This window comes from Bacillus sp. M6-12 (assembly GCF_002860285.1).
GTDB lineage: Bacteria > Bacillota > Bacilli > Bacillales > DSM-1321 > Peribacillus.
Window position 1 is genome coordinate 50,867 of record NZ_PGVF01000011.1, and the last position, 22,772, is coordinate 73,638.

A 22,772-nucleotide genomic window follows, 5' to 3' on the forward strand; every position below is an offset into this window, starting at 1 on the left:
CCATGTATCATACAAAAAAACTTAAAAGGGACTGTTATACAATCTATTCGGAAGAACTCGATTTAAATGCTTCATACAAGCTTACAATCGAACAGGATCTGAAACAAGCTATCGAGAAAAATGAACTTGAATTATACTATCAGCCGATAAAAGATTTGAAGACTGGAAAAATTATATCTGTCGAGGCATTAATTCGCTGGCATCATCCAAAACTTGGTTTGGTGCCGCCGAGCGATTTTATCCCGGTTGCCGAGGAAAGTGGCCAAATTATATCCATTGGAGCGTGGGTGTTAAAAGCAGCATGCCGCCAGAATAGAATATGGCAGGATTCAGGAATAGGGCCTTTTAAAGTAGCTGTAAATATATCAACCAAACAATTACAGTACTCCAGTTTTGTGGATACTGTGATACAAGTGCTGGAAGAAACGAATCTGGCGCCGAAATGGCTGGAACTTGAGGTAACGGAAAGCATCTTATTGGATGATAGCGACTTTATAAAAGATAGTCTTTCAAAGTTAAAAGAAGTGGGCCTGGCCATATCCATCGATGATTTTGGAACAGGATATACTTCTCTAAGCTACCTTCGCCAATACCCGTTTGATAAAGTGAAAATTGACCGCTGTTTTATTGATGACATCAATCGGGACCTAAATTGAAAAAGGATAACATCAGCGATTATCTCGCTTGCGCATACATTAAATATGAATGTAGTTGCGGAAGGGATAGAAAACGATGTTCAACTGAACTATCTAATGGAGGAGAGCTGTGATGAGGGACAGGGATACTTCTTTAGCAGGCCACTTCCGGTCCACTTAGTTAAACAGAACTTAACATGACGTAAAAAAGAAGCTGCTTTCGTTTCAGCTTCTTTTTTTAAGCTCTTTAAACAGGATGATACAAATGAAAATAATAATGATGGGCTGCAAGGGGACACTAAATAATAAAAATATAGGCATTCTTCTTGCTAACCGTTTATTTTCTGCTAAAATCACAAGGTGTGGTTTGTCACTTAAACAAACGGGTGGGAGAGGGATACATTAAATAAGGTGCAGCATGAAAAATTCATTATTAGAGCGGGTATTCAAGTTAACGGAGAGCGGCACAAGCCCCGGGCGTGAAGTACTTGCCGGTTTCGTCAGCTATTTTACGATTGTGTATATAGCAGTGGTGAATGGTCTGATACTGTCAGAGGGCGGCATCCCCATGGAGGGGGCGATTCTGGCAACAGTCCTTTTATCTGCTGTCAGCTGTATTTTGGTTGGCTTTTGGTCGAATGTTCCGATTATCCTTGTTCCAGGAATGGGTCTAAACGCTTTCTTCTCTTACACTATGGTGCATAGCATGGGACTTTCCTGGCAATCGGCGCTCGGTGTAGTTTTTGTCTCCGGATTGATTTTCACGTTCCTGTCTTTTAGCCGGTTTTCAATATTGCTTAGCGAATCGATACCTGATTCTTTAAAAGAAGCGATCACGGTTGGGCTCGGTTTATTTTTAATTTTGCTCGGGCTTGAAAAGGGAGGAATCGTGGTAAAGGGAGAAGCGACGATTCTGGCGCTCGGAGATTTCAGCCAGCCGCAAGTAATCGCTTCAATTCTTACGGTATTGGTGGCGTTTATTCTTTTTATCAGAAATGTGCGCGGGAATTTTTTAATCACTATCATAGCGGGCTGCGGAATTGCTTATGGGCTTGGAACACTAGACCTTTCTCAGCTATCGTTTCAGCAGTCCGATTTTAAGGCATACGGTGAAGTCTTCGGAGCTTTTTCGTTTGAACAAGCAGCCGGCGTTCCGTTCTGGACTGCGGTTTTCTCATTAACAATGGTATTGGTGTTTGAGAACATTGGCCTTGTACATGGACATGTGAACAGCATCAAAAAACCGGAATTATATCAAAAGGCGTTCCAGTCTACCGGCTTATCAGTCCTTTTATCCGGAATTTTCGGTTCCAGTCCTACGGTAGCAAGCGTGGAAACGGCAGCAGGAGTAGCTTCTGGGGGACGTACAGGATTGACTGCCATAACAACTGGGGTTTTGTTTGCAGCATCCATCTTCTTCATTCCGCTGATAAAAATAATACCGGATAGCGCCATTGCTCCGATTTTAATCATCATCGGGATTTTGATGCTTCAAAACATTAAGAATTTAGAGCTGAAGGATTTTTCGGAAGCCATTCCAGCCTTTCTGACCATCACGCTCATTCCCTTTACTTACAGCATTGCTGATGGAATGGCAATCGGGTTTATCGTGTACCCGTTATTAAAGATCACGCTTGGCAAAGGAAAAGATGTATCGATTATCATGTATATCATAGCAGGATTGTTTCTGGCCAATTTCTTTGTGAATATAATGGGCTAACTTTACGTAAAGCATAGTGCTGACAGGATTTCTGTCTGCGCTATGCTTTTTTGCATTTAGTAAAATAGGCTAGTTTCTATGAACTGCTATTTGATGCTCTTGATTGGGTTATTTCAGTTAGGACATATTAAAGCTCATTATTGATGCTGCCGCTATGTTGATTGGAGCGCCTCTCGCTGCAATCAGCAGCCAAGTTTAAACAGAGCCCTCGCTAAAATGCAACATTCTCTGTAAACCAGTATATAAAATGTGTATTAGCCCTAACTTACACCGGAATGGGGAGATATTAACAGACATTTTTTTTGACACTTTTCAAATTTCGACAAAAAATAAAATGTTTATAGGGTAAAATGGCAGCAATAGTTCGAAAGTTGTGATTTTGGTGGAGGTTTTTTTATGGAAGTTTTCGTAGCCAGGCAGCCTATTTTTAATCGCAGGGAAGAAGTTCATGCTTATGAGCTTTTATATAGAAGCAGTATTGTGAATTCTTACAACAGCGTTAATCATGACCATGCCACTGCTGATGTGATTATAAATAGTTTTCTAAATATAGGCATAGACCAGCTTTCTAACGGAAAGCCATGCTTTATCAACTTTACGGAAAAACTGCTGCAGCTGAGGCTGCCAACGTATTTCCGCACGCGCGATATTGTGGTTGAGATATTGGAGTCTGTCCCGCTAAACGAAGAACTTTTAAAAATTTGCAGAGAATTAAAATCTCTAGGCTACCGAATCGCTCTTGATGACTATGTGTTTAACGAGAATAACCCTTATTCGCAGCATTTGCTGCGCTTTGCTGATATTATTAAGGTCGACTTCCGAAACTCCAGCAGTGAAACCCGAAGAAAGATTGAGTCTTACGGCAAACTGCTGCATTTAGAGCTGCTTGCTGAAAAGGTTGAGACCCGAGCTGAGTTCGAGGAAGCGAGAAAAAGCGGTTACCATTACTTCCAGGGATATTTCTTTTCCAAGCCGGTTATTGTGTCGACACATGATGTTCCTACCTATTTTCATTCCTACTACGGAATCATCCAGAATCTGTCGATGGCCGAGCCAAGCATTGCTGAGATAGCAGAACTGATTGAACAGGATTTATCCCTTTCTTATAAATTATTGAAATTAATAAATTCACCGGCGTTTCGTCCAAGAAATAAAATTAATTCAATCCGGCAGGCAATTGTTCTGCTCGGATTAATTGAAATTCAAAAATGGATATACGTATTGTCAGTCAGGGAAATGACAGGAGATAGGCCAAAAAGCTTTAAAGAAACAATACATATTTGCCTGGCCCGGGGGAAAATGTGTGAAAGCATTGGAAAGCAACTGAAAAAAACGGCTGTAGGAGCTGGGTATTTCATGACTGGGATGTTTTCGCTTATGGACACGATCCTCTCATTGCCAATGGAAGCCGTGTTAAAGGATTTGCCGCTCCATGAGGACATTACGCAGGCGCTGCTTGGGGAACAAAACTTACTTAGAAACATACTCGATTTGGTTATAGATGTCGAGCAAGCAAACTGGGACGGAATTGAGAATAAATGCTTTGGCTTAAATATAACGGAAGCTGATGTATTTAATTACTATAAGGAATCGCTGGACTGGGCAAACCTTTTGCTCAATATAGAAAACAGGGGAGTGGCCAGCAATTCTCTTTAAAAACATGTCTCAATCTCAATTTTTGGTTTTGCCGATTGGCTATCCTTCCTTTTCGAAGCCAGCCATTTTTGTGTGGTATCACTTTTATAAAAATCGCCACTGTGGCTTGATATAGCGGCGAAGTTCGATCATCAGCGTCTTTTTCATTGAGTCCGGGCCATCGACCGCCTGCAGGTCTCCGGGCAGCGGAAAAATGCCGAATTCATTGAAGGATACCCTGATATGGCCCGACCAGATTTCCTTGCCTGAAGCCGAATGGATAGAGGTTTTGACAACGGCGTGCTTTGAATCAGAACTTGACGCAGGTTCAACAATATCTGTTACAAAGAAATTAAATAAGTAAACAGACTTTTTCCATTTTGAATAAACTTTCACGTTGGCACTTCCTTTGGCATGATGCTATTATCAATTATTATAGATGGATTTAAAGCTGCAAACAGCAAAAAGATTAGCAGACAGGGAGTAATACAGATGAATATTGAATTAGTGAAATGCCATGGCTCTGGAAATGATTTCATTATCATTGACGAGATGGGGTCGAAAATTGCCTTTAATGATGATGAAAGAAGCCGCCTTGCTATTGCTCTATGCAGCCGTAACAGCGAGCTCGGTGCAGACGGGATTCTGTTCGTCATGCCAAGTGAACAGGCTGATGCCAGAATGAGAGTGTTTAACACGGATGGATCTGAAGCCTCTATGTGCGGAAACGGTCTACGCTGTGTCGCCAGGTACGCTTCCGATAAGTTTAACAAAACTAAATTAATCATTGAAACAATGAAGGCTGACTTGGCTGTTGAAAAAACAGAAGAAATTTTTAAGGGCATTCCAACCTTTAAGGTCGAAATCTCTCCAGTATCGTTCGATGTTAAAGATTTACCACTAAATCTCACCACGGAAACTTTGGAAAATGAGAGAATTGATGAGCTTTCTGACAGCTTGGTCTTTACAGCGCTGGCTGTTCCTAATCCTCATCTTGTTTCCATTGTGGATAGTGACATTCTTCAGTCGTCCGTTCAGAAGGATATCTCTACAAGGGTAAACGGCCCGAATGAACTGTTCCCTGACGGAGTAAATGTCAGTTTCGTCCATGAGCTGGAAAAAGGCAGTATTTTCGTGAGGACCTTTGAACGCGGGGTTGGTTTTACTAATGCATGCGGAACGGCAATGAGTGCTTCCAGTCTTGTAACATGCCTTAATGGCTTAAATGAAGCGGAAACAGAGATATCTGTTTATAATGACGGCGGTATGGTGAAATGTATGGTCCATCAAAAGGATGGAGGTTTCTCTATCGACCTTATCGGGAATGGGACATATGAATATAAGGCAGTCATTGAAGCCGACCCGGAAGACTATAAGAATTTCAAGCTTATTAACAAAGAAGTTTTTGAAGAAGAAATCAGCCAATATGCCAAGCTGCAGGAGTATGCAAAGCAATATGTGGCAGCACATCTGAAATAGCATTAAAAAGGCGGACTCCCAGATGATCGGATGTCCGCCTTTTTAATGCTGTACTAAATGTCCTGATTCAAAACGCTTTTGTTGGAATGATCTATCTTAACCTCGGAAAATATAATATGGGTGACTGTGCAAGCGAAGGGCATCAATGCATTGATAAACTCCTCTACTTCCTCCAGGGAAACTGCTTTTAATTTTGCAATATAGCAAGCCTTACCTGCGATTCGATAGCAAAACTCAATTTTAGGCATTGATTGAATTTTCACTTGGAAGCTTTTATAATTCTCATTTGTGACGGTGATTTCTAGAATGCAATTGATGGAGAGACCCGATTTCTTATGGTTGATTTTAATCGAATACCCCTCAATGACTCCTGCACTTTCTAGCCTTCTAACCCTTTCTGTTTAGAAAATTTATGATCTCTGAAAATGGCTGCTCACTTCTTGCAGTTTCCATTAAGGCAAAAGGACAACCTGCTGTGCGAAGCCGCTTAGGGACTGTATACACATTATAGTCTGCAAGATTCAGGCCCTCGTTCACCTCGTCCCAATGTAAAGGTGCTGCTACACCGGCGAACTCGTTTCCCCTTGGTGAATAGGGAGCGATAATCGTTTTTCCTTCACTGTGCTGTACAAAATCCAGGTACAGCCTATTTCCCCGGTTCTTCTTAAGCCTTTCGATTGTAAAATCATCCGGGAACTTATTCGTTAAAAAGTCGGCCAGAAAATCAGTGAATTTCCTTGTCTCACTGTATGTAAACGTATTGATGGGCAGAGGAATATATACCTGAAGACCTCTGTTGCCAGATGTTTTAATAAATGTGTGCAGGCTAAGTGAATCGGTAATCTTGCGAATTTCTAAAGCAGCTTTTACAGCCAGGCCGAATTGTTCCTGGGTTGGCGGGTCAAGATCAAGGACAATGTCATCAGGAGTCACTCTGCCTGCTTTTTGGAATGGAACATGAAATTCAATGGCAAGCTGGTTTCCGAGCCACAGCAAAGTCTGCATGTCATTAACTAAAATGTATTCAATATCATGCTCTACATAGGTCTTAATAAAATCTGGTGCGTATTCAGGAACATTTTTCTGATAAAAACGCTCACTGCCAGCACCATGGGGATAGCGGATTAACGTTGCCATCCTATTCTCCAAGTTCGGCAAAAACCAGGGAGAAATCTGTCTAAGGTAATGGAGATATTCTATTTTTGTAAAAATCTCCGGTCCTATCCTCCATATCGGTTTGTCCGGAGAAGTAATTTTTACAGACTCAGGAAACGTGTACTGGCTTGTGCAAAATTGCTCCCAGGTACAATCTTCAGGCCTCGTATCCATAAGGAATTCCTTGAACTGCGGTTCGCGCAGCTCTTGCCCGTCATAAACATGCAAGAAATTTACCGCAAGACAAATTGAAGGGTGGATATAATGGTACATGCTATCCTCGCTATATGAATTTTCTCGCACAACCCCGGCAAGCGTGCTTCGTTCATGTGGCGGAATCCCATTCTTTACCTGGCCAATTTCAATGATTTCGCCGTCTTTAAACACTCCCAGGGAAAAATAGCCGTTTTCTTTATGCATCGCAGTAATAAAACAGGCAGCCATTTTCCAGTTCTTCACTTTTAACCAGGAGGCCGTCCTTTTTCCTTCCTCCCAAGTGCCATTGTCTTGCTTGGCAACGATTCCTTCCCCGTCATACAAAATAATCTGCTCCATCAAAGCAGAAAAATCCTTTGTGGCTGGGACGAGCTGAATGAGGTCATCACAAAGCGGATCTGGAAAAGCTGCCCAGTCTGTTTCCTGGAAGAAATTTGTGAGCAACTTTTTTCGTTCTGTATATGTTGAAGCTGTTACAGGCTTTCCCTTAATTTCAAGCAAATCAAAAGCAATCAGCCTGCAGGGGGACAGTAACATGGCTTCGTCAATCTTGTGTTTTGCCCGAAGCCGGCCTCTCCACTGGATTTCAGAAAAATCCGAGCTGAAGGGACTGGAAAGCCAGACCAGCTCGCAATCCAGTTGAAAAGGCACTAAATCAGCAAGCATTTCTGCGTTTTCTTTTATAAAAAATGAGATTTCCGGAAATATATCAACCAGCTGTTTTCCGTTTCTGCTGATTAAGGTCACATCCATGTCTTGGCCAACGGTCAGGATGGCCCTGAAACCGTCGTATTTCACCTCATAAGTCCATTGCGCCCCCATTGGAGGAACAGAAGAAGGTGTTGGAAGCATTGGTTTCATTACAAATCCCACTTTCCTATGCTGCAGTTTTAATAACACATTCCTAAAACCAGACTGATTATTCATTCTCGATAATAGTCTGGACAAAATCGGCTAAATGTTGCGTTTATTCCCAAAAGTTTTCTGGAGTGTAATCGTCCAGCTTAGCCAAACTAATGAAAAAAAGTAGGTGAAGGGTTTGCACACTATTTGGAAGGGAAGCATATCGTTCGGGCTGGTTAATATTCCGATCAAGCTTCACGCCGCAACCGAAAATAAAGATATATCACTGCGTACCTTGCATAAAGAATGCCACTCTCCGATTAAGTACGAAAAGGTTTGTCCTATCTGCGATAAACCTGTTGGAAAGGAAGATATTGTCCGGGCTTTTGAGTATACAAAAGGCAAATTTGTCGTTCTAGAGGATGAAGATTTAGAAATGCTCAAACAAGAGAATGAGACTAGAGCAGTAGAAATCATTGATTTTGTGAAAATAGACCAAATAGATCCGATTTATTTTGACCGCAGTTATTACATGTCACCAAATGACGGCGGTTCAAAAGCCTATTCCCTGCTAAGGAAAGCTTTGGAGGATTCAGGAAAAGTAGGGCTTGCAAAAATCGTAATCCGGGCTAAAGAGCAAATGGCTGTTGTCCGTGTTTATAACAATACACTTCTGATGGAAACAATTCATTACCCTGATGAAGTTCGATCAGCCGTTGATGTACCGAACATCCCATCTGCCGATCAGGTTACAGATAAAGAAATTTCTACAGCGATTATGCTGATTGATCAGCTAACAACTGATTTTGATCCGGAAAAGTACAATGATGACTATCGTACTGCTCTTCTTGAACTGATTGAAGCTAAGAAAAATGGTGTTGCAGCGGTTACACCGAAGGAAAGAGAACCTGCCGTTTCAAAAGTTACAGATCTTATGGCAGCTCTTCAGGCTTCTATTGATAAGACAAAGCCGGCGACAGCAACAGCGAAAAAGCCAGCAGCTAAGAAAAGAACTACGCGCAAAAAGGTAGTCGGGAAAGAAGCTTAAACTGGACTGGAATTTTCTTCCTATTTCAGCTCATGCTCACAGTGAAAAACTTAGACTGTTTAGCAGCCGGAAGCATGAGGTATATAACAAACAAAACAGCCCAGCACAGATGGTGATTTGTAATGCATTTTTATCAATCTAAAACGAAGAAACAAATAATATATTCTATTGCCATCCTGATACTGTTCCTTACTTATGTAGTAACATTTATGGAATTGGCTGAGGAAATTCAAAAGGCAGAATTAATTAAGTTCGATAAAAATATTATTGGATATATTCAAGGCTTTATATCAGAGCAGCTGACGGTTTATATGCTGGCCATTACCTATTTAGGATCTTATGACTGGATTTTGATTGCTGTTGTACTTTCATCCATATTGTTGCTGGCCAATAAGCGTGTCAATTTAGCAGTTTATCTTGCCATGAGTTCCGGCCTGGGGGCCATATTCAATAAGATGCTAAAAAAAATCTTTCAAAGAGAGCGTCCTGATATTTTTCCCGTCATACGGGAACACGGCTTTAGTTTTCCCAGCGGCCATTCTATGGGGGCAATGGTTCTGTATGGAACTTTGGCAATTATTATCATAAAGATTGTAAACAAAAAGAGCTATAAGGCAGCTGCCGGATTTATTGCCATGCTTCTGATTCTGCTGATTGGAGTGAGCCGGGTCTACCTCGGAGTCCATTATCCCAGTGATGTAGTCGCCGGGTTTGCTGCGGGTGCTGCATGGCTCACACTCTGCAGACTTGCTTTGCTGGTGTATGAATATCAGAGACAAAAGCGGCTTACTCTTAAAGCGGAAAGAATCAGGACTTGATTGTAAGATATAAAAAAATGCGGCCGGCCCAAACATATGAGCCGGCCGCATTTACCAGTTTTTCAGGGACTTAATTTTGTTTTCACTGAAGTAAGTCGCCTTTTCACGGAGATAAATTTTTTTCGCGGAATTAATTCACATTTTCACCAAATTATCTTTCTTCACAGAAGAAAAGTTTTTCAATAGAACCACTTAAAGCACCTAAACCGATTCTCCGGTTGGTTCAGCAAGATAGCTGGTGCAGGATGGACATCTTTTCGCCTCAAGGTGGATATCTGAAAAGCATTCCGGACAGGTTTTCTTCACGGGAGATTTTGGTTTCTCCTTTTTATGGATCCGGTTAACTTGTTTCACAATGATGAAAATAGCAAACGAAATGATTAAGAAATTGATTATGTTATTTAAGAATAATCCGTAATTTAAAGTGGCTGCGCCTGCTGCTTTGGCATCCGCAAGTGAAGAAAATTTCTCCCCTGAAAGGCTGATGAATAAATCGCTGAAATCCACCTTTCCGATAATCAGTCCAATTGGGGGCATTAATATATCATCGACAAGCGAGGAGACTATTTTACTAAAGGCAGCGCCCACGATAACCCCGACCGCGAGATCAATTACGTTCCCACGCATAATGAATTTTTTGAATTCCCCAAACACAATTATCACTTCCTGACACTTAAAGTTATACCTTCCTTTGTAATCGAAATTTCATTTAAAGTAAAGCAGCATGCCACTGTAAACTGCTGACACCGGATTTTTTGTGCAAAAAAAATCGCCCTATTATGAGCGAAAGAAGAGGAAACACTAAAGTGATCAATCAATATATAGGCGAACTCGTGGGTGTTACGACTATATATTGTGCATACATTCTACCATTCCAATTGTGAACATGCAATCATTTAACAGTTTTTTTCTGAAAAGTCTGTATTTTAAGCCTTCTTAATTAAAAAGGCAATCGCCTTTTTTTTACTCATAGTGACCTTTATATGAACGAAAAATATGTTACTAACTATACTGTATTAGGACAAAACCACCCGCACGCAAAACAAAAATGCGAATGGGGGTTCAAGTCTGTTCACATCAGCAGATTAAGGCGGGATGCTGCTTATACTATCCCCGCCGCAACAATAGGAGGTATTAAGATGATCAACTGGGGAGTACGCTTTAAAAACCGTTTATGGGTGACTGGATTCTTTGCACAGCTTTTTATTCTTGCTGAAGTCCTTTTGGTTGGAGCAAATGCGATTGGCCTTACAGACTTTCAATTGACAGAAGAAATAAAAGGATGGGTACTGGCAGTCGTGAACGCAGTGTTCGGTGTCATGGCCACTATAACTGCTGTACAGGATCCGACCACACAAGGATTCTCTGACAGTAAGCAAGCACAGTCATATAAAGAACCGAAATAATAATGAAGGGACCATTTCAAAAGTCGTGAAGACAATTTGAATGGTCCCTTTTGCTAAAAAGCAGCTTTTTATTGCCTCCTATATAGATTAAATCTCTACACTAACCTTTTTAATAGAATATGTGATATGTCTCATATAGTTAAAAGTGGTTAATGGAGTCCCGTTTTACCTTGCGACCGAATACCAAATTAAGGTAAAATAGGGAGGGGTTAGGAGGATAAAAGTATGAAGAATGAAGTAACCTGGATAGAGAAATATGAACAGTTCAATGTTTTCGTTATCAGCCTTAAAGATATCCCAGCCGATTTGTGGCTTTGTCCCATTAAAGAAGGCAAGTGGTCGATTGGCGAAATCGTAAGCCATTTTTATTATTGGGAAAAATTCATTTTGGAAGAGAGGCTTCAAAAGTTTCTCAGCGGGGAGAAGGATTTTGTTAAGCCGGATGTGGAACTGATGAACCAAGCCGCTTCCGAGTTTGCAAAATCAGGAGCGAGCAGGGAAACAATCATTAATTTGTTTACAGAAAGCCGTTCGCAAATTGCTGCCTTATTAACAAGCCTGCCTGCTGAAGTGCTAGATTGTGAGATAAGCTTTGGGAGCAATCCTATTACAATCAGAAAATACATAATAGGGTTTGAAGAGCATGACCAGCACCATAAACGTCAAATAGAAGAATTTTTACAAGAAAAAGCAAGCGGACCGAAGCAGCTGCCATAATGCTGTCTCACATAAAGCTATTTTTTATGAACCAAATTTAGGGAAAAAGTCACTTTTTCGCAACATAAGGAACACTTGTTCGTTTTTGTGGGCGGATATGATATAATAGAATTGCAGAAGATTATCCCCAAGGGCGGTCGGCTACCCCGGAGAGGGGGTGATGCCTATGACAATGTTTGAAGCATTAATGGCTATGTTTTCCTTCGCGACGCTAATGATAGCCGTTTTATCCTTTCAAAACAAAAAATAGACCTCCCTTGACTGTAAATTGAGGGAGAGGTCTATTCGCCGACAATAGGCCGGTCCCCTGAGGGAACGTCTATCTGCAGGCCGTAAATGCTGCAACATTTACGGCCTTTTTATTAAGCTCCATTTATACTAAAGAATACCATAAGTTTATTAATATGTCACGGAGAGCGGGGGAAGAGTATGGGAAAAATAGTTTCACTGCATGTTGGAAAGCCAAGACAGGAACATTATGAAACAGCAACGATTGAGACGGCATTCAAAAGACCGGCAGTTGCTGAGGCGTTTCTTACGATAAACGGTTTCAATGGGGACGAAGTAGCCAACAAAGTACATCATGGGGGACCGGACCGGGCGATTTGTTTTTATCCAATCGAGCATTACGGCTTTTGGGAAGCAAAATGGGGGAAGCAACTGCCACTTCCGGCTTTCGGTGAAAATGTTTTAGCAGAAGGAATGAAGGAAGAGGAGGTCTTTGTTGGGGACGTTTACCGGATAGGCGACGCAATCGTTGAGATCACCCAGGGCCGCGTGCCGTGTGCAAAGATATCTCATAACAACGGAGTACCAGAGTTTTTGGATTCTGTGCTAAAAACAGGTCTTACAGGGTACTTTGGGCGGGTGCTTGCTGAAGGAACCATAAAGTCCGGGCAAACCATTCATTTGATGGATAGGAAGCAGAATAAAGTTAGCATCCTTTATGCGAACGAAATCTTGCTGCAAGGCCGGGATGGGCTTGCCGGTATTGATAAGCTTCTCGAAATGGAATATTTGGCTGCAGTGTGGCGCAAGAATCTTGAAAAGAAACGGAAAAAGCTTGTATCAATAACTGAAGCATAAGGAAAAAGCCTATTAGGCCCTGCTTAATGGGTTTATTGGTTCTGTTTTTTTACAAATAGCGTTACAAACATGTCTGCATCGACAGAATTCTGCGAAAACCGCTTCTGAAGCTCCTTTTCTCTTGCAAGTTTTTTTCCTATTTTCTAAAAAAGTATTGAATTCTAAGCAAGGTTCATGTAAATTTAATGTAATCTTTTTTTGAATTTACGGAAAATTAAATAAAAATCTTATCGAGAGAGGTGGAGGGACTGGCCCTTTGAAGCCTCAGCAACCGGCGTAAGCCAAGGTGCTAATTCCAGCAAGCATTGCTTGATAGATGAGGGTATACATAACGAAGGCCTTCATCTATATGAAGGCCTTTTTTATGGCTATGTTAAGGGTTCATTGTTGATATTGGCACTATGTTGATTTCTGGCTGCAGCGCCCAGCCACGACGCACAGGAGGTGCTAGTGCCGCCGTTTCCACAGGACAAGGAATGCTTCGGCATCGATACATCGCACGAAACAAAGCTCAGCTTTGTGAGGACGTGGCGACTTTAGCCGTTCTTCCTCTGACCAGGGCGCTCTCGCTTTTCTTTTTTGGAGCGGAAGGCGAGAGACTCCTCGGAAATGCTCCCATTTCCCTCGTGCGGAGTTTTTTCAAGTAGCCAATTCAATGTCCTGCGGGAGATGCGGACCAAGGGAGACCCAGCAGCCGGTATGCCGAGGAGGCTTTTGAACCGCCACTAGAGCGGAAATCAACATGCAAGTGTACAGAGCTTTAAGCATAGAAAGTATATTTTAAAAAAAGTACAGATGTCTGGCTGCAGCGTCGACGCACAGGATAAAGAACGCTTCGGCATCGATACATCTCGCGAAACAAAGCCTCAGCTTTGTAAGGATGTGCTGGTGTCGACGTTCGTTGTGCCAGGGCGCTTGTACTTTTCATAGAGGAGGACTAAAAGTGGATTTTAGACATGAATTGCAAAAAAGAATATTGATAGGTGAAGGAGCTATGGGTACACTCCTTTATATAAATGGAATTGATCAATGCTATGAAGAACTGAATATTCTTGAACCAGAACGGATTGAAAACATTCACGCCACCTATGTAGAGGCAGGGGCAGATATTTTACAATCAAATACATATGGAGCTAACTATATCAAGCTAAAAAGATATGGGCTTGAGGACCAGGTTAGCAAGATTAACCGAAAAGGAATCGAGATCGCCAGAAAGGCGGCAGGAAAGGATGCATTTGTATTCGGGACGATTGGAGCATCTAGAAGTTTCCGTAAATCGGACCTGAATCTTGAAGAGATAAAAAGAAGTTTTCGGGAACAGCTGTATAGTTTGTTAATGGCCCAGCCTGACGGAATCATTCTGGAAACATATTATGACCTCGAAGAAATCGAAACCGTGCTGGAAATAGCCAGGAATGAGACGCAGCTTCCGATCATTGCTAATGTATCATTGCATGAAATCGGCTATTTGCAAAATGGTGTCCATTTAAGCGAAGCACTCGGACGGCTGGAAGCAATTGGTGCTGATGTGGTTGGAGTGAACTGCCGGCTTGGCCCGTACCATATGATCCGCGCGCTTGAGGAGGTTCCGCTGCCGGCTCAAGCACACCTCGCTGTCTATCCGAATGCAAGCTTGCCGGACTTTGAGGATGGGCGGCTGGTTTATGCCGCTGTGCCGGAATACTTTGAAACCAGCGCCCTTGAATTAAGGAAGCAGGGCGCGCGGGTCATCGGCGGCTGCTGTGGTACAACACCAATGCATATTGAAGCAATTAAAAGGGCAATCGGATCACTAAAACCGGTTATGGAAAAAACGGTCAAACGAAGAAAAATTGAAATCAACGATACTGGGAGAAAAGATACCACGGTTGCTATAGCCGAAAAAGCGAAGCGCGAAAGAACGATTTTAATAGAATTGGATCCGCCAAAGAAGCTGGGAATTGAAGATTTTATGGCAGGTGTCGATGCCCTCTATGAGGCTGGTGCGGATTCAATTACGCTGGCAGATAATTCACTTGCAACTCCGAGAATCAGCAATGGCGCTCTCGGGATGCTGATCAAAAATAATACTGGCCACAATCCGCTAATACATCTAACTTGCCGTGACCGGAATCTGATCGGACTGCAGTCACATTTAATGGGACTCGATACGGTAGGTTTAAATGAAATTCTCGTTGTTACCGGTGATCCTTCAAAAATCGGGGATTTCCCTGGAGCTACTTCCGTATATGATTTGTCTTCCTTTGATTTAATTTCACTAATAAAGCAGTTTAATGACGGCCTATCATATTCCGGACAGCCTTTAGGCCAGAAGACGAATTTTAGAATTGCCGCCGCTTTTAACCCAAATGTCCGCTATCTCGCCAAAGCGGTTGAACGGATGGAAAAAAAGATTAAATGCGGTGCGCAGTCATTCCTTACTCAGCCGATCTATTCAGAGAGCCAAATTGAAGAAGTCTATCAGGCTACAAGACATTTAGAAACCCCAATATTCCTTGGGATCATGCCGCTTACAAGCAGCAGAAACGCGGAATATCTGCATAACGAAGTACCAGGTATAAAGCTGTCGGATCCAGTCAGAAAAGCTATGGCTGCAGCTGCTAATGATCCAGTCAAAGCACGGGCAGAAGGCATGGCAATCGCGAAAAGCCTGGCGGAAGCAGCCGCTGACCGGTTTAACGGTCTGTATTTCATTACCCCATTCTTGAGGTACGATATGACCGCCGAACTGACAAAGCATATTCGTACAATTGACAGTAAACGATTAGTAGAGGTGGCAGCATATGAGTAATGTAGCAGTGGAAGTTCAAATAAACAATACAGCCAAAGATCAATTACGTAATAATTCACTAGAGAGTCAGCTTGGTAAAAAAATATTGCTTCTTGATGGAGCGATGGGAACGATGATTCAGCAGGCTAACCTGACTGCGGCTGATTTTGGCGGCGAGGAATACGAGGGCTGCAATGAATACCTGTCCTTGACCAAACCAGAAACGATAATAAACATTCATGAGGCTTATCTGGAAGCAGGAGCAGATATCATCGAAACCAATACGTTCGGAGCTGCTGCTATCGTCCTCGATGAATACAGACTTGGTTCGCTTGCATATGAAATAAACCTGACATCGGCACAGCTTGCAAAAAAGGCAGCAGAAAAATACTCGACCCCTGAGTGGCCGAGATATGTGGCCGGAGCAATGGGCCCTACAACAAAGACCCTTACGGTAACCGGGGGAACCACATTTGATAAACTGGCTGAAGATTACGCAGAGCAGGCTAGAGGACTGATCAATGGAGGGGCCGACCTGCTGTTAGTGGAGACATGCCAGGATACACTTAACGTAAAAGCAGCTTTCACAGGCATTCAAAGAGCTTTTGAAGCAACGGGCGTTGTGCTTCCAATCATGATTTCCGGAACGATCGAACCAATGGGCACGACACTTGCCGGCCAATCTATTGAAGCTTTCTACCTTTCCTGCGAGCATATGAAGCCGATCGCAGTCGGCCTAAATTGTGCCACCGGACCGGAATTTATGACCGATCATCTTCGGAGCCTTTCAGAAATAGCAGGAAGCGCAATAAGCTGCTACCCAAATGCAGGTTTGCCTGATGAAGAAGGGCATTATCATGAATCTCCTGTTTCTTTAGCGGGAAAGATTAAGCAATTTGCCGAAAAAGGATGGGTCAACATTGTCGGCGGGTGCTGCGGCACTACGCCGGATCACATCCGTGAGCTGAAAAAAGAGCTGGAAGGGGTCTCTCCAAGAAGCCTGCCTGAAGCTTCTCATCCCCATGCTGTCTCAGGAATTGAACCGCTGATTTATGATGATAGCATGAGACCGCTATTTGTAGGGGAGCGGACAAATGTAATCGGTTCTAAAAAATTCAAGGAACTGATCCGGGAAAAAAAGTATGAACAAGCAGCCGAAATTGCCAGGGCCCAAGTGAAGAAGGGAGCACATGTCATTGATATTTGCCTGGCCGACCCAGATGGAGATGAGCTGGGAGATATGGGCATATTCGTCCAGGAGGCAGTAAAAAAAGTAAAAGTGCCTCTGGTCATTGACTCCACTGATGAAGCAGTAATTGAAGCAGCCCTGAAGAACTCCCAGGGTAAAGCGATCATCAATTCAATCAATCTTGAAGATGGGGAAGAACGTTTTGAAGCTGTTACCCCGCTGCTTCACCGCTATGGCGGGGCGCTGGTAGTCGGAACTATCGATGAACAGGGAATGGCCGTGACTGCTGAAAGAAAGCTTGAAGTGGCTGAAAGATCATATGAGCTGCTTGTTAATAAATATGGCGTAAATCCTAAAGACATCATCTTTGACCCGCTAGTTTTCCCAGTCGGAACAGGTGATGAACAATACATAGGAGCAGCTGAAGAAACGGTCAAAGGAATCAGGCTTATAAAGGAAGCACTGCCTGAAACATTGGCAATACTTGGTGTCAGCAATGTCTCATTCGGCCTCCCGCCAAGGGGCAGGGAAATACTGAATGCCGTTTTTCTATACCATTGCACAAAGGCCGGACTGGACTATGCAATCGTCAATACAGAAAAGCTGGAGCGTTTTGCGTTAATTCCAGAGAATGAAATCAGGCTTGCCGAGAATTTGCTTTTTAAAACCTCACAGGAAACATTACAGGTATTTACCGAATATTATCGGGACAAAAAGCCAGTAAAGAAAGCCGAAGGAAAAAAACTGCCGCTTGATGAAAGGCTGGGTCAATACATTATCGAAGGCACAAAAGAGGGATTGACCGAAGACCTTGAAGAATCGCTGCAAAAAGGCAACAAGCCTCTCGATATCATCAACGGGCCTTTAATGGCGGGAATGGCTGAGGTCGGCAGGCTGTTCAACGATAACCAGCTTATCGTAGCTGAGGTGCTTCAAAGCGCGGAAGCCATGAAGGCCGCCGTTTCTTACTTGGAACCTCGAATGGAAAAGGGCGAAGCAGGCTCTAAAAAAGGGAAAATTCTGCTTGCAACGGTCAAAGGAGATGTGCATGACATCGGTAAAAATCTTGTTGATATCATCCTTTCCAACAACGGTTTTGATGTAGTAGATCTAGGGATCAAAGTGGCGCCAAACCAAATCATTGAAGCGGTCCGTACGCACAACCCAACGGCTATCGGCTTATCTGGCTTGCTTGTCAAATCAGCTCAGCAAATGGTAACGACAGCCCAGGATTTAAAACAGGCCAATATTGATCTGCCAATCCTCGTAGGGGGAGCTGCATTGTCAAGAAAGTTTACAGACTTCAAAATTGCCCCAGAATATGGGGGTTCTGTTTTATATGCAAAGGATGCTATGGATGGGCTCAATGTCACAAATATCCTTCATGATGAGGAAAAACGTGATATCCATCTGCAAGAGCTCGAAGAACGGAGAAAAACTCGAAGTGCACAAATTGCCACCCTCGAATTGCCGAAAAAAGTGGCTGTCGCAACAAAGAGTGCTGTCATTCCTCAAGCTGTCGTTCCTGTACCGGCAGATATAAAGCGGCATGTTCTTAAAAATTACCCGCTAAGCGTTGTTGAACCATATATCAACAAACAAATGCTGATCGGCCATCATCTTGGGCTTAAAGGCAAGTTTGAAGAGCTGTTGAAAAATGGGGATGAAAAAGCCGAAGCTCTTAATCATTTGACGAACGAACTGATAGCTTTTCTGCACAAGGATGAAGAACACTCAATTGGGGGAGTATATCAATTTTTCCCTGCTCAGAGTGATGGAAACAAGGTTAATATTTATAACCCTGAAAATACGGCAGAAATTTTGGAAACCTTTGATTTCCCTCGTCAGGATAATGAACCGCATCTTTGTCTGGCCGATTATGTAAAATCAATAGATTCAGGTATAATGGACTATGTAGGCCTGTTTGTTGTCACAGCTGGAAAAGGCATCCGCAAGCACTCCGAGCGTTTTAAAAACGAAGGTGACTTCCTGAAAAGCCATGCCATCCAGGCTCTTGCCCTTGAAACTGCAGAGGGGTTCGCTGAACGGATGCACCATCTCATGAGGGATGCATGGGGCATCTCTGATCCAATTGATATGACAATGAAGGAAAGATTCTCAGCGAAATATACTGGACAGCGATATTCATTTGGATACCCGGCCTGTCCGGAGCTGGAAGACCAGGCGAAAATCTTCAGGCTTCTGTATCCGGAAGAACTGGGAATCAGGTTAACAGAAGGCTATATGATGGAACCTGAAGCTTCTGTATCAGCCATCGTCTTTTCCCATCCTGAGGCAAGGTATTTTAATGTGCTGTAAATAAGTGTGAAAAATTACCAGATGACTTAAAATACAAAACATGCAGGATTATTAGGAAAATCAATATGACAATAAAGCTTGGCATTTCCTTCGAGCGGACCAAGGGAGTCCCGCAAGCGGTAACGAGGGCTCCCTAAACGCCGATATAGCGGAAATTAGCAGGCAAGTTTAACAGAGCAATAAATTAAATAAAAGAAACTTATAAATTCATTTAGCTTTGGAAACTTAAAATCAATGAATATTGATTCATCAATTAACAACCACTATGAGGGGTGTTTCATGAAGTTTGCGATTGCTTTAGTAGTAATTATAATGTTAGTAGCAGTTGTATTAACACTGTCAGTAGCTGGGAAAAGCGACAGTGATTATAGAAACTCTACAAAAAAGAATATCAAGAACTTATCTATTATTTATGCTGTAGTTATTATCCTCTCTTTATTTGCCGTTGGTGTATATTTTAAGTCGTTTTATTAGATTAATGTTCTTTAAAAATATGCTGGACTGCTATTAATAGTTGTTTAAAAAAGTTTAACACCTAATTGGTAAAACCAATTAATAACAGTAAAGCCAGGTTGTTCTTTCTAAATCTAGTCTATAAAAGACCGGTGTACCGATTAAAATCGCGAGTTAAGGTGTAATCTAATCTTAAGGATTAAAAACCGGCAGAACTAGAGTAAGGGTGAAAATACATGCATATTAATCATAATCATGAACTGCAGGCTGTATTCAAGGAAGAAGTTACACCGCTGCTTGAAGGGATCACGAAGATGTCTATGGGCTTGTCAGAACACTTGCAGACGGATGACTGCTGCATGCTTACGGAATTTGAGAAACTGTCACAGTCCATTTCAACTGCTCAGAGCTTGGCCTCTTCATTTTATTTAAAGTCATACCTATCCCCCTATACTAAGAAGGGAAGCAGCATTGCTGGCGCCGCTGGAGTTCTGGCGGGCAAGCGCCAAGGCGGACTCATCGTTATTGAAAGAGAAGAATCTCTGGACCCTTTTCTGCAGAATGGAGTTCCTGTAGCCGCAGAAACGACACAGCCTTTGCTGGAAACTATCTTTTTCCCTGGTAGCCCCCTGCATGACGGAGCTGTTGTAATTCGTGGTGAAATAATCGTTTCGGCAGCCAATATTCTTCCGTTATCCAAACAAGTTTCGGCGGGCAGAAAGATTGGGACCCGCCATAGAGCAGCGATGGGAATTACGGAACTTACAGATGCGGTAGCGATTGTAGTTTCTGAGGAAACTGGAAGGGTTTCCTTCGCTTCCCGCGGCGCACTTCATGCAATTACCATGTAGCTGTTTTTTAGAACAAAATACTAAATTGAAAAATGGCTGATTATCCTCTCTGTGATGCTTCGGAGAGGTTTTTTTATGTTGTTATTCAAGGCTAACGGTTTAAAAATGATATAGGCTGGCGGAAGCTTAGTCGATATGGGTTTGTCAAGCGCGGTTTCTGGTTTATAATAGAGAGTGATATAAGGAAAGGGGCAATGGCTATGAAAGAGTGGACAATAGAAGAGCTTTTGCAGCACCCAGACGCTATTGCTATAGACGTTCGTTCACCGATTGAATATGAGGAAGGATCCATACCGGATTCAATTAATATACCTTTGTTTACAAATGAGGAAAGACAGGAAATTGGGACGATCTATAAAGTGGAAGGCTCAGAAGCGGCCAAATGGAGGGCAATGGAAACAGTAGCGCCCAAGCTTCCGCAGCTGCTTGGAGAAATAAGGGGTCTGATTGACACTGGGAAAAAACCGGTAGTGTATTGCTGGCGCGGCGGTATGAGAAGTAAATCTGTCGCAAGCTTTGCCGTATTTTCGGGACTGAACATTGCCAGGATTACCGGAGGGTACCGCGCCTACCGGAAGTATATCCTGGAAACGATGGAGGATATGCTGCCTTCTCGCACCGTTGTGCTTCATGGGATGACCGGTTCAGGGAAAACCCTTATTTTAAAGAGGCTGAGTGAAAAAGGGTATCCGGTTCTCGATCTTGAAGCAATCGCGAATCACCGCGGTTCAGTATTCGGTTCTTTTGGCCTTGGGAAGCCACATAATCAGAAAATATTTGATTCCCTTTTGTATAAAGAACTGCGGAACCTGAAGGACGCTCCTTATTTTATCATGGAAGCTGAAAGCAAGCGTATCGGGCACGCGATCCAGCCGGACTTTATGCTGGAGGCCAGGGAAAACGCTCTGCATATACATGTGGAAGCTTCGCTCGAAAAAAGGGTGGAACGGACATACACCGAATATGTTGAACAGTATCAGAATGAGCAATGGTTCAGGGATAAAGTGGATTTGGCGCTGCAAAATATCTCGAAACGAATTAATAATAAAGAAATTATTCAGGATATAACAAATGCAGCCGAAATTGGGGATTATCAAAAGCTGATTGAACTTTTATATGTATATTATTATGACACCCGGTACAGTCATAAGGAGCAAGAATTTGCTGACAGACTAACCGTTGTAAACGCCAATTCCATTGAAGCAGCTGTAGAACAAATAGAAGGGATTTTACAAAACTCCGGCTACAGCTTGCCAGCACATATTTTGGAAAAAAACAGACAAGCAGCGAAGTAAGTAACGGGAATATGCTGAAGAATAATCAAGGATATTTTATAAATACACTAGCCCTGTTTCTTAACAGGGTTTTTCCATTTTGGCAACTAACAAACCATTTTTTGGGATTTTATTCAGCAACTATGTTTATCTAAATGCCTTATGAGGAAAAGGAAAAGTGGATTCATTTTGCACGCTAGAAAGGACCCGGTGAGTTTTTTTATGATGCCTTCTTTGTTTTTAGCGCACGGAGCTCCATCGCTTGTTATCGAAAATAATAGTTATACCCAATTTTTAAAAAGTCTGGCCGAAAGAATGGATACGCCAAAAGCGATTGTCATTTTTTCCTCCCACTGGGAAAGCTCTACCCAGTCGGTTTCGGCTGTCCAAAATCACAGTACAATACATGACTTCGCCGGTTTTCCGGATCCCTTATATGAAATTACATATCCGGCAAAAGGGGATTTAGATATTTCCGACCATCTGCTTACCCTGTTTGCAAAAGCAGGATATTTGGCAGACCTAAAAGATGACAGAAGCCTGGATCACGGGGCATGGGTACCTTTATCCATCATGTACCCGGATGCCAGCATTCCTGTTGTTGCCCTTTCCATAAACCCCGCTCTTCCCAATCAGGCACAATATAAGCTTGGCAAAGCTGTAAAATCCCTTAAAAGGCAAAATGTGCTTATCATTGGCAGCGGAGGGATCGTCCATAATCCTGAACAATTTATTGTAGATATGGAGGTTGCTGAAGGCTGGGCAGTGACATTTGAACATTGGGTTGAGGAAAAGCTCCTGAATCGGGATATGGAAAGCTTATTTAACTATGATAAAATTGCCCCGTTCGCCAGTCTGGCTGTGCCTACAAAAGAACATTTTGCACCGCTACTGATTGCTATGGGTGCAGGAAATCATAAACGGAAGCCCGAATTGCTTCACCGCAGTTTTCAGTTTGGAAATTTAAGCTTGTCAGCATGGAAATTTTAAAATGGCCTTTGGGCCAATTGAAAAGCAGGAGGGGATGCAGGGGAAAATATTTACAAAAACCCTTATACCGTGAATGAACGTTAAAGGATTATTTCTAAAGCAAAAAAAGTCAGGTCCCCGCTTCAGGATTCTACTGTAAATACGTTAGAAACCTTTGAATATTTAGCT

General features: G+C 42.6%; 19 protein-coding genes, 1 pseudogene and 1 riboswitch. Of the genes and pseudogenes, 16 read left to right on the forward strand and 4 right to left on the reverse strand.

All coding sequences use genetic code 11. The features are described from left to right. The first annotated feature begins 2 nt into the window (after positions 1-2). The 3 genes and pseudogenes from CVD28_RS13590 to CVD28_RS13600 all read left to right on the forward strand — a co-directional run bounded on the left by CVD28_RS13590 (position 3) and on the right by CVD28_RS13600 (position 4,011). Positions 3-836 (forward strand): annotated as a pseudogene (locus CVD28_RS13590) (putative bifunctional diguanylate cyclase/phosphodiesterase). Between the two features lie 217 nt (positions 837-1,053). Further along, positions 1,054-2,355, forward strand: a complete 1,302-nt coding sequence (locus tag CVD28_RS13595) for an NCS2 family permease (protein ID WP_101592912.1) — start codon at positions 1,054-1,056, stop codon at positions 2,353-2,355. A 396-nt stretch (positions 2,356-2,751) separates the two neighbouring features. After that, positions 2,752-4,011: an EAL and HDOD domain-containing protein gene (locus tag CVD28_RS13600; RefSeq protein ID WP_101592913.1), complete on the forward strand. Its 1,260-nt coding sequence runs from the start codon at positions 2,752-2,754 to the stop codon at positions 4,009-4,011. 84 nt (positions 4,012-4,095) lie between these two features. Here the strand turns inward: CVD28_RS13600 and CVD28_RS13605 are convergent, their stop codons facing one another. Next, the gene (locus CVD28_RS13605; protein WP_101592914.1) at positions 4,096-4,386 is read right to left on the reverse strand and encodes a hypothetical protein; all 291 of its coding nucleotides are present in this window, start codon (positions 4,384-4,386) and stop codon (positions 4,096-4,098) included. A gap of 96 nt (positions 4,387-4,482) precedes the next feature. Between CVD28_RS13605 and dapF the strand changes: the two genes are divergently transcribed. Next, entirely contained in the window at positions 4,483-5,469 is a 987-nt protein-coding gene (gene dapF / locus CVD28_RS13610) for a diaminopimelate epimerase (protein WP_101592915.1), read from the forward strand. A 53-nt stretch (positions 5,470-5,522) separates the two neighbouring features. Here dapF and CVD28_RS29290 read toward each other — a convergent pair whose 3' ends face one another. Continuing rightward, entirely contained in the window at positions 5,523-5,834 is a 312-nt protein-coding gene (locus CVD28_RS29290; protein ID WP_101592916.1) for an Lrp/AsnC family transcriptional regulator, read from the reverse strand. A 22-nt stretch (positions 5,835-5,856) separates the two neighbouring features. Further along, positions 5,857-7,701 carry a DNA ligase D gene (locus CVD28_RS13620; protein ID WP_101592917.1) on the reverse strand — a complete coding sequence of 615 codons (1,845 nt, stop codon included), beginning with the start codon at positions 7,699-7,701 and terminating at the stop codon, positions 5,857-5,859. Between the two features lie 178 nt (positions 7,702-7,879). On the opposite strand from CVD28_RS13620, the gene ku reads away from it, so the two are divergent. Further along, positions 7,880-8,731, forward strand: a complete 852-nt coding sequence (gene ku, locus CVD28_RS13625; protein ID WP_101592918.1) for a non-homologous end joining protein Ku — start codon at positions 7,880-7,882, stop codon at positions 8,729-8,731. A gap of 122 nt (positions 8,732-8,853) precedes the next feature. Then, positions 8,854-9,549 carry a phosphatase PAP2 family protein gene (locus tag CVD28_RS13630; protein WP_101592919.1) on the forward strand — a complete coding sequence of 232 codons (696 nt, stop codon included), beginning with the start codon at positions 8,854-8,856 and terminating at the stop codon, positions 9,547-9,549. Between the two features lie 201 nt (positions 9,550-9,750). Here CVD28_RS13630 and mscL read toward each other — a convergent pair whose 3' ends face one another. Beyond that, positions 9,751-10,203 carry a large conductance mechanosensitive channel protein MscL gene (mscL, locus tag CVD28_RS13635; RefSeq protein ID WP_101592920.1) on the reverse strand — a complete coding sequence of 151 codons (453 nt, stop codon included), beginning with the start codon at positions 10,201-10,203 and terminating at the stop codon, positions 9,751-9,753. A gap of 485 nt (positions 10,204-10,688) precedes the next feature. Here mscL and CVD28_RS13640 point away from each other — a divergent pair, with 485 nt between their 5' ends. From CVD28_RS13640 to CVD28_RS13680, 10 genes are all read left to right on the forward strand, one after another. Then, positions 10,689-10,955, forward strand: coding sequence for a phage holin (locus tag CVD28_RS13640; RefSeq protein WP_101592921.1), 267 nt, complete (start codon positions 10,689-10,691; stop codon positions 10,953-10,955). 225 nt (positions 10,956-11,180) lie between these two features. Continuing rightward, a complete protein-coding gene (locus CVD28_RS13645) occupies positions 11,181-11,672 on the forward strand; it encodes a DinB family protein (protein ID WP_101592922.1) in 492 nt (163 codons plus the stop codon). Positions 11,673-11,844: 172 nt separating this feature from the next. Next, positions 11,845-11,922, forward strand: a complete 78-nt coding sequence (locus tag CVD28_RS29295) for a putative holin-like toxin (RefSeq protein ID WP_374702534.1) — start codon at positions 11,845-11,847, stop codon at positions 11,920-11,922. A gap of 179 nt (positions 11,923-12,101) precedes the next feature. Further along, a complete protein-coding gene (locus tag CVD28_RS13650) occupies positions 12,102-12,758 on the forward strand; it encodes an MOSC domain-containing protein (protein ID WP_101592923.1) in 657 nt (218 codons plus the stop codon). 224 nt (positions 12,759-12,982) lie between these two features. Then, positions 12,983-13,081: riboswitch (SAM riboswitch) on the forward strand. Between the two features lie 620 nt (positions 13,082-13,701). Continuing rightward, the gene (locus CVD28_RS13655) at positions 13,702-15,549 is read left to right on the forward strand and encodes a bifunctional homocysteine S-methyltransferase/methylenetetrahydrofolate reductase (RefSeq protein WP_257985866.1); all 1,848 of its coding nucleotides are present in this window, start codon (positions 13,702-13,704) and stop codon (positions 15,547-15,549) included. Further along, entirely contained in the window at positions 15,542-19,036 is a 3,495-nt protein-coding gene (metH, locus tag CVD28_RS13660) for a methionine synthase (RefSeq protein WP_101592925.1), read from the forward strand. Before CVD28_RS13655 ends, metH begins: the two co-directional genes overlap by 8 nt. Positions 19,037-19,315: 279 nt before the next feature. Beyond that, a complete protein-coding gene (locus CVD28_RS13665) occupies positions 19,316-19,510 on the forward strand; it encodes a hypothetical protein (RefSeq protein WP_101592926.1) in 195 nt (64 codons plus the stop codon). 215 nt (positions 19,511-19,725) lie between these two features. Then, the gene (gene cdaS / locus CVD28_RS13670) at positions 19,726-20,340 is read left to right on the forward strand and encodes a sporulation-specific diadenylate cyclase CdaS (RefSeq protein ID WP_101592927.1); all 615 of its coding nucleotides are present in this window, start codon (positions 19,726-19,728) and stop codon (positions 20,338-20,340) included. Positions 20,341-20,540: 200 nt separating this feature from the next. After that, positions 20,541-21,635 (forward strand): tRNA 2-selenouridine(34) synthase MnmH, encoded by a 1,095-nt coding sequence (mnmH, locus tag CVD28_RS13675; protein ID WP_101592928.1) that lies wholly within the window; start codon positions 20,541-20,543, stop codon positions 21,633-21,635. Positions 21,636-21,836: 201 nt separating this feature from the next. Further along, positions 21,837-22,604: a dioxygenase family protein gene (locus CVD28_RS13680; protein ID WP_101592929.1), complete on the forward strand. Its 768-nt coding sequence runs from the start codon at positions 21,837-21,839 to the stop codon at positions 22,602-22,604. The last annotated feature ends 168 nt before the right edge of the window (positions 22,605-22,772 follow it).

Bases quoted from the DNA above. Each gene is read 5' to 3' on its own strand.
- CVD28_RS13595 (WP_101592912.1), top strand. From the start codon at position 1,054: ATGAAAAATTCATTATTAGAGCGGGTATTCAAGTTAACGGAGAGCGGC.
- CVD28_RS13600 (WP_101592913.1), top strand. From the start codon at position 2,752: ATGGAAGTTTTCGTAGCCAGGCAGCCTATTTTTAATCGCAGGGAAGAA.
- dapF (WP_101592915.1), top strand. From the start codon at position 4,483: ATGAATATTGAATTAGTGAAATGCCATGGCTCTGGAAATGATTTCATT.
- CVD28_RS13620 (WP_101592917.1), bottom strand. From the start codon at position 7,701: ATGAAACCAATGCTTCCAACACCTTCTTCTGTTCCTCCAATGGGGGCG.
- CVD28_RS13630 (WP_101592919.1), top strand. From the start codon at position 8,854: ATGCATTTTTATCAATCTAAAACGAAGAAACAAATAATATATTCTATT.
- CVD28_RS13640 (WP_101592921.1), top strand. From the start codon at position 10,689: ATGATCAACTGGGGAGTACGCTTTAAAAACCGTTTATGGGTGACTGGA.
- CVD28_RS13645 (WP_101592922.1), top strand. From the start codon at position 11,181: ATGAAGAATGAAGTAACCTGGATAGAGAAATATGAACAGTTCAATGTT.
- CVD28_RS29295 (WP_374702534.1), top strand. From the start codon at position 11,845: ATGTTTGAAGCATTAATGGCTATGTTTTCCTTCGCGACGCTAATGATA.
- CVD28_RS13650 (WP_101592923.1), top strand. From the start codon at position 12,102: ATGGGAAAAATAGTTTCACTGCATGTTGGAAAGCCAAGACAGGAACAT.
- metH (WP_101592925.1), top strand. From the start codon at position 15,542: ATGAGTAATGTAGCAGTGGAAGTTCAAATAAACAATACAGCCAAAGAT.
- CVD28_RS13665 (WP_101592926.1), top strand. From the start codon at position 19,316: ATGAAGTTTGCGATTGCTTTAGTAGTAATTATAATGTTAGTAGCAGTT.
- cdaS (WP_101592927.1), top strand. From the start codon at position 19,726: ATGCATATTAATCATAATCATGAACTGCAGGCTGTATTCAAGGAAGAA.
- mnmH (WP_101592928.1), top strand. From the start codon at position 20,541: ATGAAAGAGTGGACAATAGAAGAGCTTTTGCAGCACCCAGACGCTATT.
- CVD28_RS13680 (WP_101592929.1), top strand. From the start codon at position 21,837: ATGATGCCTTCTTTGTTTTTAGCGCACGGAGCTCCATCGCTTGTTATC.